This is a genomic window from Ramlibacter sp. JJN2-2R, assembly GCF_057747835.1.
Genome location: NZ_CM173226.1, coordinates 3,885,765 through 3,899,760, shown reverse-complemented (window position 1 = coordinate 3,899,760; position 13,996 = coordinate 3,885,765). Strand labels below are relative to the sequence as shown.

The 13,996-nt window shown below is 70.4% G+C and carries 13 protein-coding genes and 1 pseudogene; 11 read left to right on the top strand and 3 right to left on the bottom strand.

All coding sequences use genetic code 11. The features are described from left to right. Positions 1-5 precede the first annotated feature (5 nt). Entirely contained in the window at positions 6-1,337 is a 1,332-nt protein-coding gene (locus tag AC3ANR_RS18960; RefSeq protein ID WP_488289658.1) for an MFS transporter, read from the bottom strand. A gap of 176 nt (positions 1,338-1,513) precedes the next feature. On the opposite strand from AC3ANR_RS18960, the gene cyoA reads away from it, so the two are divergent. The 9 genes from cyoA to AC3ANR_RS18915 all read left to right on the top strand — a co-directional run bounded on the left by cyoA (position 1,514) and on the right by AC3ANR_RS18915 (position 9,245). Beyond that, a complete protein-coding gene (cyoA, locus tag AC3ANR_RS18955) occupies positions 1,514-2,560 on the top strand; it encodes a ubiquinol oxidase subunit II (RefSeq protein WP_488289657.1) in 1,047 nt (348 codons plus the stop codon). Between the two features lie 9 nt (positions 2,561-2,569). Continuing rightward, positions 2,570-4,558, top strand: coding sequence for a cytochrome o ubiquinol oxidase subunit I (gene cyoB, locus AC3ANR_RS18950; RefSeq protein ID WP_488289656.1), 1,989 nt, complete (start codon positions 2,570-2,572; stop codon positions 4,556-4,558). A 14-nt stretch (positions 4,559-4,572) separates the two neighbouring features. Next, the gene (gene cyoC / locus AC3ANR_RS18945; protein WP_488289655.1) at positions 4,573-5,196 is read left to right on the top strand and encodes a cytochrome o ubiquinol oxidase subunit III; all 624 of its coding nucleotides are present in this window, start codon (positions 4,573-4,575) and stop codon (positions 5,194-5,196) included. After that, complete coding sequence (gene cyoD / locus AC3ANR_RS18940) at positions 5,193-5,585, top strand: cytochrome o ubiquinol oxidase subunit IV (protein ID WP_488289654.1); 393 nt, start codon at positions 5,193-5,195, stop codon at positions 5,583-5,585. Before cyoC ends, cyoD begins: the two co-directional genes overlap by 4 nt. Positions 5,586-5,587: 2 nt before the next feature. Beyond that, positions 5,588-6,364, top strand: a complete 777-nt coding sequence (locus AC3ANR_RS18935) for an SURF1 family protein (protein WP_488289653.1) — start codon at positions 5,588-5,590, stop codon at positions 6,362-6,364. After that, complete coding sequence (locus AC3ANR_RS18930) at positions 6,342-7,700, top strand: ATP-binding protein (RefSeq protein WP_488289652.1); 1,359 nt, start codon at positions 6,342-6,344, stop codon at positions 7,698-7,700. Before AC3ANR_RS18935 ends, AC3ANR_RS18930 begins: the two co-directional genes overlap by 23 nt. Continuing rightward, positions 7,690-8,235 (top strand): response regulator transcription factor, encoded by a 546-nt coding sequence (locus tag AC3ANR_RS18925; RefSeq protein WP_488289651.1) that lies wholly within the window; start codon positions 7,690-7,692, stop codon positions 8,233-8,235. The genes AC3ANR_RS18930 and AC3ANR_RS18925 overlap by 11 nt, the downstream gene beginning before the upstream one ends. Before the next feature lie 196 nt (positions 8,236-8,431). Beyond that, positions 8,432-8,746 carry a hypothetical protein gene (locus AC3ANR_RS18920; protein WP_488289650.1) on the top strand — a complete coding sequence of 105 codons (315 nt, stop codon included), beginning with the start codon at positions 8,432-8,434 and terminating at the stop codon, positions 8,744-8,746. Positions 8,747-8,879: 133 nt separating this feature from the next. Continuing rightward, the gene (locus AC3ANR_RS18915) at positions 8,880-9,245 is read left to right on the top strand and encodes a translation initiation factor Sui1 (RefSeq protein WP_488289649.1); all 366 of its coding nucleotides are present in this window, start codon (positions 8,880-8,882) and stop codon (positions 9,243-9,245) included. A 90-nt stretch (positions 9,246-9,335) separates the two neighbouring features. On the opposite strand, the gene AC3ANR_RS18910 is transcribed toward AC3ANR_RS18915, so the two are convergent. Both AC3ANR_RS18910 and AC3ANR_RS18905 read right to left on the bottom strand, forming a co-directional pair. Next, the gene (locus AC3ANR_RS18910; protein WP_488289648.1) at positions 9,336-9,626 is read right to left on the bottom strand and encodes a hypothetical protein; all 291 of its coding nucleotides are present in this window, start codon (positions 9,624-9,626) and stop codon (positions 9,336-9,338) included. 142 nt (positions 9,627-9,768) lie between these two features. Next, the gene (locus tag AC3ANR_RS18905; protein ID WP_488289647.1) at positions 9,769-11,304 is read right to left on the bottom strand and encodes a sigma 54-interacting transcriptional regulator; all 1,536 of its coding nucleotides are present in this window, start codon (positions 11,302-11,304) and stop codon (positions 9,769-9,771) included. 229 nt (positions 11,305-11,533) lie between these two features. Between AC3ANR_RS18905 and AC3ANR_RS18900 the strand changes: the two genes are divergently transcribed. Together AC3ANR_RS18900 and AC3ANR_RS18895 are read left to right on the top strand one after the other, a co-directional pair. Next, positions 11,534-12,517, top strand: a complete 984-nt coding sequence (locus AC3ANR_RS18900; RefSeq protein WP_488289646.1) for a D-2-hydroxyacid dehydrogenase — start codon at positions 11,534-11,536, stop codon at positions 12,515-12,517. Further along, positions 12,501-13,971, top strand: a pseudogene (locus AC3ANR_RS18895) (NAD-dependent succinate-semialdehyde dehydrogenase). The gene AC3ANR_RS18900 and the pseudogene AC3ANR_RS18895 overlap by 17 nt, the downstream one beginning before the upstream one ends. The last annotated feature ends 25 nt before the right edge of the window (positions 13,972-13,996 follow it).

The window sequence follows — 13,996 nt, the reverse complement described above, 5'->3', positions numbered from 1 at the left end:
CGCGCTCAGGCCTTGAACAGCTTGTTCGCGCGCAGGGCGACGAGCGTGCAGATCGCGCCCGACAGCAGGTACAGGCTCACCGCCACCAGCCCGAAGCGCACCGACAGCCCCAGCGCCACCAGCGGCGCGAAGGCGGCGCCCAGCAGCCAGGCCAGGTCGGCCGTCAGGGCCGCGCCGGTGTAGCGGAAGCGCGGCAGGAAGTTGGACGTCACCGAGCCGGCGGCCTGGCCGTACGACAGGCCCAGCAGGATGAAGCCGATGAAGATGAAGGCGTCCTGTGCCCAGGCGCTGCCGTCCAGCAGCGACGGCGCGAAGCCGCTGAAGACGGCGATGGCGATGGCCAGCGAGCCCAGCGTCTGGCGGCGGCCGATCCGGTCCGCGACCAGGCCCGAGACGGGGATCGCCAGCGCGCACAGCACGGCCCCGATCAGCTCGACCCGCAGGAAGCCGCCGACCTCCTGCTGTGCATAGATGGTGACCCACGAGAGCGGGAAGATGGTCACCAGGTGGAAGAGGGCGTACGACGCCAGGGCGGCGAACGCGCCGATCAGGATGTTGCCGCCCTGCGAGGAGAACAGCTCGCGCACGTCGCACGGTTCCAGCTCGGCGGCCTCCAGCCCGCGCTCGTACTCGTGCGTGACCACCAGGCGCAGGCGCGCGAACAGCGCCACCACGTTGATCGCGAAGGCGGCGAAGAACGGGAAGCGCCAGCCCCAGCCCAGGAAGTCGGCGGTCGAGGCGTTGGCGTACACGTACGCGAACACGCCGCAGGCCACGAAGAAGCCCAGCGGGGCGCCCAGCTGTCCCAGCATGGCGTACCAGCCGCGGCGGTGCTCGGGCGCGTTCAGCGCCAGCAGCGACGGCAGGCCGTCCCAGCTGGCGCCCAGCGCCAGGCCCTGGCCGATGCGCGCCAGCGTCAGCAGCACCAGCGACAGCACGCCCGCCGAGGCGTACGAGGGCAGCAGGGCGATCGAGACCGTCGAACTGCCCAGCAGCAGCAGGGCGACGATGAGCTTGGTGCCGCGGCCGAAGCGGCGCTGCAGCGCCATGCCGGCCAGCGTGCCGACCGGGCGCACCACGAACGCCAGCGCGAACAGCGCGAAGGCCCACAGCGTGCCTTCCAGCCGGTCGGCGAAGGGGAAGAACACCGCCGGGAACACCAGCACCGAGGCGATGCCGTAGACGAAGAAGTCGAAGTACTCCGAGGCGCGGCCGATCACCACGCCGACGGCGATGTCGCCGGGCGCGAGCTGGGCCTCCTCGGCCGAGTTGGCGGGATTGGCGCCGTGCGCGCCGGCATTGGGCGCCAGGATGGCGGGAGTGGCAGAGGTCGTCATGGCAACGAAGGGGTGAGCGAAGGCGCGCGGCGGCGCCGCGGCGATGGCTGCAATGTAGCGGGCCGCGGCGCGCGCGGGGAGGGGCTGGGACAATTTGTCCAATCGCGCGAAGCGGGGGCGCGGACTACATTGCCGTCGCTGCGCGACTGGAGTCTTGCGTGCGCAGCCCAAGCACGATGCCCACATCCTCCCTGCGCCGCCGCGCCTTCCGCCTCTCTCCCGCCCTTGCCGCCGGTTCGCTGCTGGCCGGCTGCGACCTGATCGTGATGAAGCCGCACGGCGACATCGCCGTGCAGCAGGCGCACCTGATCGTGCAGTCCACGCTGCTGATGCTGCTGGTCATCGTCCCGGTGATCGCGCTGACGCTGTGGTTCGCGTTCCGTTACCGGGCGTCGAACACTGACGCGCCGTACACGCCCGACTGGGACCACTCGACCCGCCTGGAGCTGGTGATCTGGGGCGTGCCGCTGCTGATCATCATCGCGCTGGGCGCCATCACCTGGATCAGCACCCACAAGCTCGACCCGTACCGGCCGCTGGACCGCATCGATGCGCAGCGTGCGCTGCCCGCCGACACGAAGCCGCTGGTGGTGAACGTGGTTGCGCTCGACTGGAAATGGCTGTTCCTGTATCCGGAGCAGGGCGTCGCGACCGTCAACGAGCTGGCCCTGCCGGTGGACCGGCCGGTGGAATTCCGCATCACCTCTTCGACCGTGATGAATGCCTTCTACGTGCCGGCCATGGCCGGCATGGTGTACGCGATGCCGGGCATGCAGACCAAGCTGAACGCGGTGATGAACCGCACCGGCACCTATGACGGCCTGTCCGCCAACTACAGCGGCGCCGGCTTCTCGGACATGCGCTTCAAGGTGCTGAGCCTGGACGATGCCGGCTTCACCCGCTGGGTCGAGGCCAGCCGCCAGGGCGGCGAGTCGCTCGACCGCGCCCGCTACCTGGCGCTCGAAAAGCCCAGCCACAAGGAGGCGGTGCGCCGCTTCGCCAAGGTGGACGCGGGGCTGTACGACGCCATCCTGAACCGCTGCGTGGACGGCCAGAAGATGTGCGCGCACCAGATGATGGCGATCGACGCCGCCGGCGGTGCCGGCAAGGGCGCCGTGGACGGCGTGCGGCACCAGTCGCAGGCCAACGGTCGCCGCACCTTCGTCGCGGCCCTGTGCACGCCCGACAACCCCCTGGGACTGCCCGTCGCGGACGCCCGATAGAGATTCGACATGACCCTGAGTGAACTTGTCCTCGGACGCCTCAACTGGGAGGCCGTTCCCTACCACGAGCCGATCCTCGTCGCGACCTTCGCCGCCGTGGCGCTGGGCGGGCTGGCCATGCTGGCCCTGCTCACCAAGATGCGGCTGTGGGGCCCGCTGTGGCGCGACTGGATCTGCAGCATCGACCACAAGCGCATCGGCATCATGTACATCGTGCTGGGCATCGTGATGCTGCTGCGCGGCTTTGCCGACGCCATCATGATGCGCATGCACCAGGCGATGGCCTTCGGCGACAACGCCGGCTTCCTGCCGCCGCACCACTACGACCAGATCTTCACGGCGCACGGCGTCATCATGATCTTCTTCGTGGCGATGCCGCTGGTGACCGGCTTCATGAACTACGTGGTGCCGCTGCAGATCGGCGCGCGCGACGTCGCCTTCCCGTTCCTGAACAACTTCAGCTTCTGGATGACCGCCGGCGGCGCCGTGCTGGTGATGATTTCGCTGTTCCTGGGCGAGTTCGCCAAGACCGGCTGGCTGGCGTACCCGCCGCTGTCGGGCCTGCTGCAGAGTCCGGACGTGGGGGTGGACTACTACCTGTGGTCGCTGCAGGTGGCCGGGGTGGGGACCACCTTGTCGGGCATCAACCTGATCGCCACCATCCTGAAGATGCGCGCGCCGGGCATGACGCTGATGAAGATGCCGGTGTTCACCTGGACGTCGCTGTGCACCAACGTGCTGATCGTGGCGACCTTCCCGATCCTGGCCGCGACGCTGGCGCTGCTGACCGCCGACCGCTACCTGGCCACCAACTTCTTCACGAACGACCTGGGCGGCAACGCCATGCTGTACGTGAACCTGATCTGGATCTGGGGCCACCCCGAGGTCTACATCCTGGTGCTGCCGGTGTTCGGCATCTTCTCGGAGGTGGTGTCCACCTTCAGCGGCAAGCGCCTGTTTGGCTACGCCTCGATGGTCTATGCCACCTGCGTGATCGCCATCCTGTCGTACCTGGTGTGGCTGCACCACTTCTTCACCATGGGATCGGGCGCGAGCGTGAACTCGTTCTTCGGGATCACGACCATGATCATCTCGATCCCCACCGGCGCGAAGATCTTCAACTGGCTGTTCACCATGTACCGCGGCCGCATCCGCTTCGAGGTGCCGATGCTGTGGACCGTGGGCTTCATGGTCACCTTCGTCATCGGCGGCATGACCGGCGTGATGCTGGCGGTGCCGGCGGCCGACTTCGTGCTGCACAACAGCCTGTTCCTGATCGCGCACTTCCACAACGTGATCATCGGCGGCGTGGTGTTCGGCATCTTCGCCGGCATCAACTACTGGTTCCCCAAGGCCTTCGGCTACAAGCTCGACCCGTTCTGGGGCCGGGCCTCGTTCTGGTTCTGGTTCATCGGCTTCTGGGTCGCCTTCACGCCGCTGTACGTGCTGGGCCTGATGGGCATCACGCGCCGCATGAGCCACTTCGACGACCCGTCGCTGCAGATCTGGTTCCAGATCGCCGCCGTCGGCGGCGGCCTGATCGCCCTGGGCATCGGCTGCTTCCTGGTGCAGCTGGTGGTGAGCTACCTGCGCCGCGACCAGTTGCGCGACACGACCGGCGACGCCTGGAACGGCCGCACGCTGGAGTGGTCCACCGCGTCGCCGCCGCCCGACTACAACTTCGCGTTCACCCCGGTGGTGCACGACACCGATGCCTGGCACGACATGAAGCAGCGCGGCGCCGTGCGCCCGACCGCCGGCTTCAAGCCGATCCACATGCCGAAGAACACGGCGGCCGGCTTCGTGATCGCCATGCTGGCCACCGCGATGGGCTTCGCGCTGGTGTGGCACATGTGGCTGCCCGCCGCCGTCGCCTTCGTCGCCATGGTGGGCGCGGCCATCGTCCACACCTTCAACTACGACCGCGACTTCCACATCCCGGCGGACGCCGTGACGCGCAGCGAGGATGCGCGCACGCGCGCCCTGGCCGCCGCCTGAGAAACCAGAGCCCCATGTCTTCGACCACGCTGAAAGCCGCCGGGCCCGCCCCGGTCTTCTACGACGACGGCGAGCACCACCCCGAGCAGAGCACGCTGTTCGGGTTCTGGATGTACCTGATGAGCGACTGCCTCGTCTTCGCCGTGCTGTTCGCCACCTACGCCGTGCTGGGCCGCAGCTATGCGGCGGGCCCCTCGGGCGCCGACCTGTTCGACCTGCCGCTGGTAGCGGTGAACACCGGGCTGCTGCTGCTGTCGTCCATCACCTACGGGCTGGGGATGATCGCGATGCAGCACGGCAAGAAGCAGCAGCTGCTGGCCTGGCTGGCCATCACCGGCCTGCTGGGCCTGGGCTTCCTGTCGATCGAGCTGTTCGAGTTCAGCCACCTGATCCACGAGGGCGCCGGCCCGCAGCGCAGCGCCTTCCTCTCCAGCTTCTTCACGCTGGTGGGCACGCACGGCCTGCACGTCACCTTCGGCTGCATCTGGCTGGTCACGCTGATGCTGCAGGTGGGCAAGCTGGGCCTGACGCGCGAGAACAAGCGCCGCCTGGTGTGCCTGTCGATGTTCTGGCACTTCCTGGACGTCGTCTGGATCGGCGTCTTCACCTTCGTCTACCTGATGGGAGTCCTGCCATGAGCGCCGCCCAAGCCGCCGGGCACCACGACGCGCACGACCACGCGCACGACGACGTCGGCTACCACGCCACCGTCAAGGGCTACGTGGTCGGCTTCGTCCTGTCGGTCGTGCTCACCGCCATCCCGTTCTGGCTGGTCATGGCCAAGGTGCTGCCGCCCGAGGCCACCAAGTTCATCATCCTGGGCTTCGCCGCCGTGCAGGTGGTGGTGCACATGGTCTATTTCCTGCACCTGAACGCGAAGGTGGAGGGCGGCTGGACGATGCTGGCGTTCCTGTTCACCGTGATCGTGGTGGTGATCATGCTGGCCGGCTCGATCTGGGTCATGTACCACATGAACGCCAACATGATGCCCACGCCCGACCCGCAGGCCATGCGCCACATGCCCTGACCATGCCCGCGGACGCGCCGCGCCCCCGTTCCGCCGCGCCGCTCGTGGCGCTGGCCGGACTGCTGGCGCTGGCGGCCGCGGCGTTCGTCGCGCTGGGCGTGTGGCAGCTGCAGCGCCTGGGCTGGAAGAACGCGCTCATCGCCCGGGTGGAGCAGCGCATCCACGCCGCGCCGGTCGCGGCGCCCGGGCCGGCCGACTGGGCCGGCCTCACGCGCGACAACGCCGAGTACCGCCGGGTGCGCGCCAGCGGCCGCTTCGATGGCGGCCGGCAGGTGCTGGTGCGCGCCAGCACCGAGCTGGGCGCCGGCTACTGGGTGCTCGCGCCGCTGCGGCAGGGCGACGGCAGCTGGCTGCTGGTCAACCGCGGCTTCGTGCCGCAGGAGCAGCGCCAGCAGGTGCCCGACGCGCCCACCGGCGCCGTCGAGGTGGTCGGCCTGCTGCGCCTGAGCGAGCCGGGCGGCAGCCTGCTGCAGCGCAACGCCCCGGCCGCCGGCCGCTGGTACTCGCGCGACGTGGCAGCGATCGCCGCCGACCGCGGACTGCAGGGGCCGGTCGCGCCGTACTTCGTTGATGCACAGGCGCCCGCCGGTGCGCAGCCGCAATGGCCGCGGCCGGGCCTGACCGTCGTGCAGTTCCCGAACAGCCATCTCGGCTACGCTCTGACCTGGTTCGCGCTGGCCGCCGGCAGCGTGGGGGCGCTGGGCTTCCTGCTGCACGACGCGCGCCGCCGGCGCCCGCCGCCTGGAGTGCCGCCCGTTGACATCCGACGACGTTCCTGAGCCCGCCCCCGCGCCGGCCGGCCCCGAGGCCGACCGGCCGCAGGCATTGGCCGGCCGCAAGAACCTGCTGCAGCTGGTCGAGCTGCGGTGGCTGGCGGTGGGCGGCCAGCTGGCGACCATCCTGGCGGTCCACTTCCTCATGGGGGTGACGCTGCCGCTGCAGCAGATGCTCACCGTGCTGGCGCTGCTCGCGCTGTTCAACGTCGCGAGTGCGCTGCGCAGCCGCATCCGGCTGCCGGTGAGCGACGGCGAGCTGTTCGGCGCCCTGCTGGTCGACGTGGCCGCGCTTAGCGGCCAGCTGTATGCCGCCGGCGGCATCACCAACCCCTTCATCTTCCTGTTCCTGCTGCAGGTCGCGGTGGCGTCGGTGCTGCTGCGGCCGGTGTTCATCTGGGCGATCGTCGTCGCGGCGGCGCTGGCCTTCGTCGGCCTCACGCAGTGGCACGTGCCGCTGGCCCTGCCGGGGCTCGGCGCCCCGGTGCTGTCGACGTATTACGTGGCGGGCCTGCTGGTGTGCTTCGTGCTCGACGCCGCGCTGGTGGTGGTCTTCATCGGCCGCATCGGCCGCAACCTGCGCCAGCGCGACGCCAGCCTGGCGCGCCTGCGCCAGCGCGCGGCCGAGGAGGAGCACATCGTGCGCATGGGGCTGCTGGCGTCGGGCGCCGCGCACGAGCTGGGCACGCCGCTGGCGACGCTGTCGGTGATCCTGGGCGACTGGGCGCGGATGGCGCCGTTCGCAGCCGAGCCCGAGCTGCGCGAGGAGATCGAGGAGATGCAGCGCCAGATCGACCGCTGCAAGGCGATCGTCAGCGGCATCCTCACGTCGGCGGGCAGCTCGCGCGCCGACGCGGTGGTGCGGGCGTCGCTGCACGCTTTCCTCGATGGCCTCGCGGCGGACTGGCAGCGCAGCCGGCCCGGCGCCGTGCTCGACTACGCGCGCGCCGACGGCGTGCCCGACGTGCCGATCGTCTCGGACACCGCGCTGCGGCAGATGGTCGACAACGTGCTGGACAACGCGCTGGAGGCGGCGCCGGGCACGCCGATCGCGCTCAAGGCCGCGTGCGAGGACGAGCAGCTGCTGCTGCGCGTGCAGGACCGCGGCCCCGGCTTCGCGCCGGACGTGCTGGCGCGCCTGGGCACGCCCTATCGCAGCAGCAAGGGCGCCCCGGGCCGCGGGCTGGGCCTGTTCCTGGCCACCAACGTCGCCCGCACCCTGGGCGGCGAGATCCATGCGCACAATCGACCGCAGGGCGGCGCCGAGGTGCTGATCACCATTCCGCTCGCGAGCCTGGACCCCGAGGCCCGCACCCGTGCCTTCCAACCCCATGGACGCTGACGACACCGACCGGCAGTTGCTGATCGTCGAGGACGACGATGCCTTCGCGCGCACGCTGCAGCGCTCGTTCGAGCGGCGCGGCTACTCGGTGCTGCGCGCGGGCGACGGCGAGCAGATGCGCAAGCTGCTGGCCGTGCATGTGCCCACCCATGCGGTGGTGGACCTGAAGCTGGCCGCGGGCGACTCCGGCCTGGCCTGCGTGCAGCAGCTGCACGAGCACGACCCGCACATGGTGATCGTCGTGCTGACCGGCTATGCCAGCATCGCCACGGCGGTCGAGGCGATCAAGCTGGGCGCGCGCCACTACCTGGCCAAGCCGGCCAACACCGACGACATCGAGGCCGCCTTCGGCCGCGACTCGGGCGACGCCGACGTGGAACTCACCGCGCGCCAGACGTCGATCAAGACGCTGGAGTGGGAGCGCATCCACGAGGTGCTGGCCGAGACCGGCTTCAACATCTCGGAGGCCGCGCGGCGCCTGGGCATGCACCGCCGCACCCTGGCGCGCAAGCTGGAGAAGCAGCGGGTGAAGTGAGGGCGGGGAGCGTGCCGGGCTCCTCCCGGGGCCGAGCGAACACCCCGCGCCTCTTTCCGTGACGGGCCAGAGGCGGCTCGTTCGGTCCGATGCCATGCCGCGCCCGCCTCCCACAAGGCACGCCGGCGCGTTCCCACGCGCGCAGCGCGGTGCGGATTCGACGATGGCTGCTCTTCACTTCAGGGAGATTTCGCACATGAAGCAGTCGATCACCACCTCTGTCATCGCCCTCGCGCTGTTCGCCGCGGCCGGCGCCGCCTCCGCCCAGAACACGCCCACCAGCCCGAGCGGCACCGGTTCGGTCAGCAGCGACCAGGAAGTGCGCCGTGGCGTGCCTGGCGTGGACGTCGACGTCGGCACGAAGGACCGGGGCGCGAACTCGGGCGTGCCGGGCGTGGACGTCGACGTGCGCAACACGCGCAAGCAGTCCGGCGATGCCGACACGCGCCGTGCCGGCGCCGGCCCGCGTCAGGACACCGAGCGCCGCGCGGCCCGCGCCGACCGGAACTGATCTCCGGGCCAGGCGGGCGGCGCAGTCCGCCTGCCTGGCGGGACCTGCCCCGTCCACGCCCAGGGCGATGCACCTCGCCCCGTGAGTGGCTGCCGAGTCTCGGGAGGCAGACTCGGATGACAATGCGCAGGCCATGAAGTCCCGCTCGTCCATCGGCGGCCTGGTCTACTCCACGGACTCAGGCCGAATGTGTCCCGGTTGCCGCCGGGCCATCGCGCAATGCACCTGTTCGACTTCCGCGGCCTTGCCCCCGGCGGGCGATGGCATGGTGCGAATCTCGCGCGAGACCAAGGGCCGCGGTGGGAAAGCGGTGACCGTCGTTCGAGGCCTGCCGGTGGACTCCGTCTTTCTGGAAAAGATCGCCAGGCAGCTCAAGGCCGCGTGCGGCTCCGGGGGAACCGTGAAGGACGGCGTCGTGGAAGTGCAGGGCGATCATTGCGACAAGGTCTTGGCCCTGCTCATGGGGCATGGCTACAAGGTCAAGAGGGCCGGCGGCTAGTCTCGCCTCCTTCGCAGCGATCCCGCTGCGCTCACCAACGAGGCGCGAAGCAAGGAGGCGCGAAGCGCGGCCCGCGCGCCTGCTTGCCGATCACTTGACGCGAACGGTGCCCTGGATCACGACGCCGGGCTCCACGACCGGTGCCGGCACGTACACGGGCTGGGGAAGCACCACGGGCTGTGGAGCGACATAGACGGGAGCGGGTGCATGGACGTGGTCGTGTCCCTTGCACTTGCGCTTCTCCTGGTACTCGCCCTTCTTGTGCTTGACCTTGACCTTGCAGTTGCCGTCCCAGTATTCGTACTTGTCCCCGCCTGCGATGGCCGCGAGGGGCATGGCGGCCAGGGCGAAGATGATGGTTCCAGTGCTCGGGATTCTCATGGGTGGCGTTTGTATGCGGACGCGGCCGAGGCGTCTGTGACCAATTGCTCGGCGGTGCAAGGACGCAACAGCGGGACGGAGGTGTCACGCCGGCGGGTCATGGGTCTTGTTCGGCCGCGAACGGACGGCTCCTGCTTCCACGTCACGTTGACGTCAGGCCATGTTTGCGTAACTTGTTGGCCACCGCCGTGTGGGACAGGCCGAGCCGCTGGGCGAGCCGGCGGGTCGAGGGGTGGTGCGGCAGCAGGCGCTCGAGCAAGTCCCGCTCGAACGCCGCGAACGCCTCGTCGTAGGACTCGAACGCGTCACGCATCGCCGGGGCGCGTGCCGGCGCCGCAGGGGCGCGCTCGCCGCCGCATTGCGCGCGCACGTCGGCGACGTCCAGGGTGTCCTTGTCCGCCAGCGAGACGATGCGGAACAGCGTGTTCTCCAGCTGCCGGACGTTGCCGCCCCAGTCGCTTTGGGCAAGCAGGTCCAGCGCCAGCGGGTCGATGCGCATCGGCGGGCGCCGCACCTGGCGGCAAGCGGCTGCCACGAAGGCCTGTGCCAGCGCCGGGATGTCCTCGCGCCGCTCGCGCAGGGGCGGCACCTGGATCCGCAGGACATTGATCCGGTAGAACAGGTCGGGGCGGAAGCGGCCGTCGGACGTTTCCGGGTCCAGATCCCTGTGTGTCGCCGTGATGATGCGCACGTCCACCTTGGTCTCGGCCTTGGCGCCCACGCGACGGAAGGTGCGGTCCTGCAGGAAGCGCAACAGCTTGGCCTGGACGTAGGGGGATAGCTCGCCCACCTCGTCCAGGAACACGGTGCCGCCGTCGGCCATCTCGAACAGGCCCGGCTTGCCGCCGCGCTGCGCGCCGCTGAACGCGCCCTGGGCATAGCCGAACAGCTCGCTCTCGGCGAGGCTGTCGGGGATCGCCGCGCAATTGAGCGCGAGGAAGGGCGCCGCCGCCCGGCCGCTCGCGTCGTGCATCGCCCGCGCGATCAGCTCCTTGCCGGTGCCGGTCTCGCCGGTGACCAGCACGGGCGCCTCCAGCGGCCCGAACCGCAGCACCTTCTGGCGGATCTCGCGCATGGCGGGCGACTCGCCGATCATCTTGGCCAGCGCGTCGTCGGACTTCTTCTGCACGGCGAAGATCGCCTGGCCGAAGCGTTGCGGCGAACGCAGGATCACGATGCCGCCGGCGGCGTGGCGGCCTTCCTCGTCCTGCGCGAGCGCCGGCACCAGTTCCACCAGGAACGAGCGCGCGCCCAGCTGCACCTCGCCCAGCGGGTCCGCGTTGTCCGAGGACGCGAGCCGGGCGGTGACCGGTCGGCGCAGCAACTTGTCGATCGACACCGGCTCTTGCAGGCTGCCGGCGCCCGCCTCGCGCAGGATCGCCTGGGCGCGCGCATTGCAGCCCAGGACCTGGCCGTCCACGTCCACCACGATCACGGGGTCCGGCAGGGCCGAGAGCAGCACGTCGAACTGCAGGTGCCGGCGCTCCGAGGGCAGCAGGTCGATCTGGCGCACGCTCTCCACCCCCGGCACGGCCAGCAGGTCCGGCCGCAGCGCCTCCAGCTCGGCCTGCGTCATCTCCGGCGCGTCGATGAACAGGTAGCCGTACAGGCCTTCCACCACGCGCATGTGGGTCTGCTTGCGCGCCAGCACGTTGAGCAGGTCGCTGGTGATGTTCATGCGCCGACGCTTGACGACCTGCAGCCGCACGGGGCCTCCGGGGTGGAAAGAAAACGTGCCATTTGGCGAGTTTGGGAGGCTACTGTCAACCGATTTGGCAATGAATCTTTCCAGTCGAGGGAAAACCCGGAAACGCAAGTCGTTGATTTCATTGGGGCGGGCGGTGGCACATGGCTTGCGCTTGTGAAGTGCCCGCGCATGGCGGGTGCATCGACGCAGGAGCTCTCTTTTGCCGGACACCGCCGCCCTGAAGCACATCGTCTTCCTGGACCGCGCCACCCTGGCGGCCACGCTGCCGCCGCTGAAACTGCCGCACGCCTGGACCGACCACGCGGCCAGCAGCGCCGGGCAGGTCGTCGCGCGCTGCCACGACGCGGACGTGATCGTGACGAACAAGGTGCCGCTGACGGCGTCCATCCTCGCGCAACTGCCGCGGCTGGAGCTGGTCGCGGTGCCCGCCACCGGCACCGACCACGTGGACAGGCAGGCCTGCGAGGCGCGCGGCATCGCCGTGCTCAACTGTCCCGACTATTCCGCGCTGTCGGTGCCCGAGCACGCGATGGCGCTGATCCTCGCGCTGCGGCGCAACCTCCTGGGCTACTGGCAGGACGTGGCCGACGGCGCCTGGTCGCAGGCCGCGTCCTTCTACGCCGAACTGCATCCGGTCGGCGACCTGCATGGAACGACGCTCGGCATCGTCGGCAGCGGCGCGCTCGGGCGCCGCACCGCGCAGCTGGCCGAGGCCTTCGGCATGCGCGTGCTGCGCGCCGAACGGCCCCGGGCGGCGGCCGTGCGTCCGGGCTACACGCCCTTTGCCCAGGTGCTGCGCGAGGCCGACGTGCTGAGCCTTCACTGCCCGCTCGATGCCGCCACGCGCGGCCTGGTCGGCGAGCGCGAGCTGCGCGCGATGAAGCCGGGCGCGCTCCTCGTGAACACCGCCCGCGGCGCGCTCGTGGACGAGGCGGCGCTGCTGCGGGCGCTGGACGAAGGCTGGATCGCCGGCGCCGCGCTCGATGTGCTGGAGCATGAGCCGCCGGCGGCCGGCCACCCGTTGCTGGCGAAGCGCCGCAGCAACCTCATCGTCACGCCCCACATCGCGTGGCGCACGCCGCTCGCCATGGAGCGGCTCGCGCGCCAGCTGGTCCAGGGCATCGAGCGCCACCTCCGGGCGCAATTCACCACAGGAAGCAAGGAACATGTCGAAATTGATTGACGCAATGGCCGATCCCGCGCTGCTGCGCGAGCGCTGCTACGTCGGCGGCCAGTGGCTGGAGGCGGCCAGCGGCCGCACCATCGAGGTCCGCGACCCGTCCAGCCGCCGCACCATCGCGCGCGTGCCCTCGCTGGCGGCCGCGGAGACGCGCGCGGCCATCGACAGCGCCGAGGCGGCGTTTCCCGGCTGGCGGGAACGCCCGGCGGCGGAGCGGGGCCGCATCGTGCGCCGCTGGTTCGAGCTGATGATGGAACACGCGGAAGACCTCGCGCGCCTCATGACGGCGGAGCAGGGCAAGCCCTTGGCCGAGGCGCGCGGCGAGATCCGCTATGCGGCCGGCTTCCTGGAGTGGTTCGCCGAAGAAGCCCGGCGCGCCTACGGCGACACCATCCCCGGGCGACCCCACGCGCCGCATCGTCACCGTGAAGCAGCCGGTGGGCGTCTGCGCGGCGATCACGCCCTGGAACTTCCCGAGCGCCATGATCACGCGCAAGGCCGGGCCGGCGCTGGCGGCGGGCTGCACCGTGGTCCTCAAGCCGGCCAGCCAGACGCCGCTGTCGGCGCTGGCGCTGGCGGAGCTGGCGCACCGCGCCGGCGTGCCGCCGGGCGTGTTCAACGTGGTCACCGGCTCGGCATCGGTGATCGGCGCCGAGCTGACGCGCGATCCGCGCGTGCGCAAGCTGAGCTTCACCGGCTCCACCGAGATCGGCCGCGTGCTGATGCGCGAGAGCGCCGAGACGGTCAAGAAGCTGTCGCTCGAGCTCGGGGGCAACGCCCCCTTCATCGTGCTGGACGACGCCGACCTGGATGCGGCGGTGCGCGGGTGCATCGCCTCCAAGTTCCGCAACGCCGGCCAGACCTGCGTGTGCGCCAACCGCATCTACGTGCAGGACGGCGTGCACGACGAGTTCGTGCGGCGCCTGGTGCAGGCCGTGCAGGCGCTGCGCGTGGGCGACGGCGCCGAGGAGGGCGTGACGATCGGCCCGCTGATCGACGACGCGGCGGTGGCCAAGGTCGAGGCCCACCTGGGCGACGCCGTGGCGCAGGGGGCCACCGTCGTCGAGGGCGGCCGGCGCCACGCGCGCGGCGGCGGCTTCTTCGAGCCCACCGTGGTCACCGGCTGCCATGCCGGCATGGACATCGCGAAGGAGGAGACCTTCGGCCCGGTCGCGCCGATCTTCCGCTTCTCGAGCGACGCCGAGGCGGTCCGCGCGGCCAACGCCACCGAGTTCGGCCTCGCTGCCTACGTGTACGGCAGCGCGCTGCGGCGGCTGTGGTCGGTGGCGGAGAAGCTGGAGTTCGGCATCGTCGGCGTCAATTCCGGCGTGGTCTCCAACGAAGCGGCGCCGTTCGGCGGCGTCAAGCAGTCCGGCCTCGGGCGCGAAGGCTCCAGGTACGGGCTGGACGAGTTCATGGAACTCAAGTACCTGTGCCTCGGCGAGCTCGAGGCCTGATCCCACCCCATTCATCCATTCCAGC

What these genes read in the sequence shown, in the direction of transcription:
- AC3ANR_RS18960 (WP_488289658.1), bottom strand. Translation starts at nt 1,337, where the DNA reads ATGACGACCTCTGCCACTCCCGCCATCCTGGCGCCCAATGCCGGCGCG.
- cyoA (WP_488289657.1), top strand. Translation starts at nt 1,514, where the DNA reads ATGCCCACATCCTCCCTGCGCCGCCGCGCCTTCCGCCTCTCTCCCGCC.
- cyoB (WP_488289656.1), top strand. Translation starts at nt 2,570, where the DNA reads ATGACCCTGAGTGAACTTGTCCTCGGACGCCTCAACTGGGAGGCCGTT.
- cyoC (WP_488289655.1), top strand. Translation starts at nt 4,573, where the DNA reads ATGTCTTCGACCACGCTGAAAGCCGCCGGGCCCGCCCCGGTCTTCTAC.
- cyoD (WP_488289654.1), top strand. Translation starts at nt 5,193, where the DNA reads ATGAGCGCCGCCCAAGCCGCCGGGCACCACGACGCGCACGACCACGCG.
- AC3ANR_RS18935 (WP_488289653.1), top strand. Translation starts at nt 5,588, where the DNA reads ATGCCCGCGGACGCGCCGCGCCCCCGTTCCGCCGCGCCGCTCGTGGCG.
- AC3ANR_RS18925 (WP_488289651.1), top strand. Translation starts at nt 7,690, where the DNA reads ATGGACGCTGACGACACCGACCGGCAGTTGCTGATCGTCGAGGACGAC.
- AC3ANR_RS18920 (WP_488289650.1), top strand. Translation starts at nt 8,432, where the DNA reads ATGAAGCAGTCGATCACCACCTCTGTCATCGCCCTCGCGCTGTTCGCC.
- AC3ANR_RS18915 (WP_488289649.1), top strand. Translation starts at nt 8,880, where the DNA reads ATGAAGTCCCGCTCGTCCATCGGCGGCCTGGTCTACTCCACGGACTCA.
- AC3ANR_RS18910 (WP_488289648.1), bottom strand. Translation starts at nt 9,626, where the DNA reads ATGAGAATCCCGAGCACTGGAACCATCATCTTCGCCCTGGCCGCCATG.
- AC3ANR_RS18905 (WP_488289647.1), bottom strand. Translation starts at nt 11,304, where the DNA reads ATGAACATCACCAGCGACCTGCTCAACGTGCTGGCGCGCAAGCAGACC.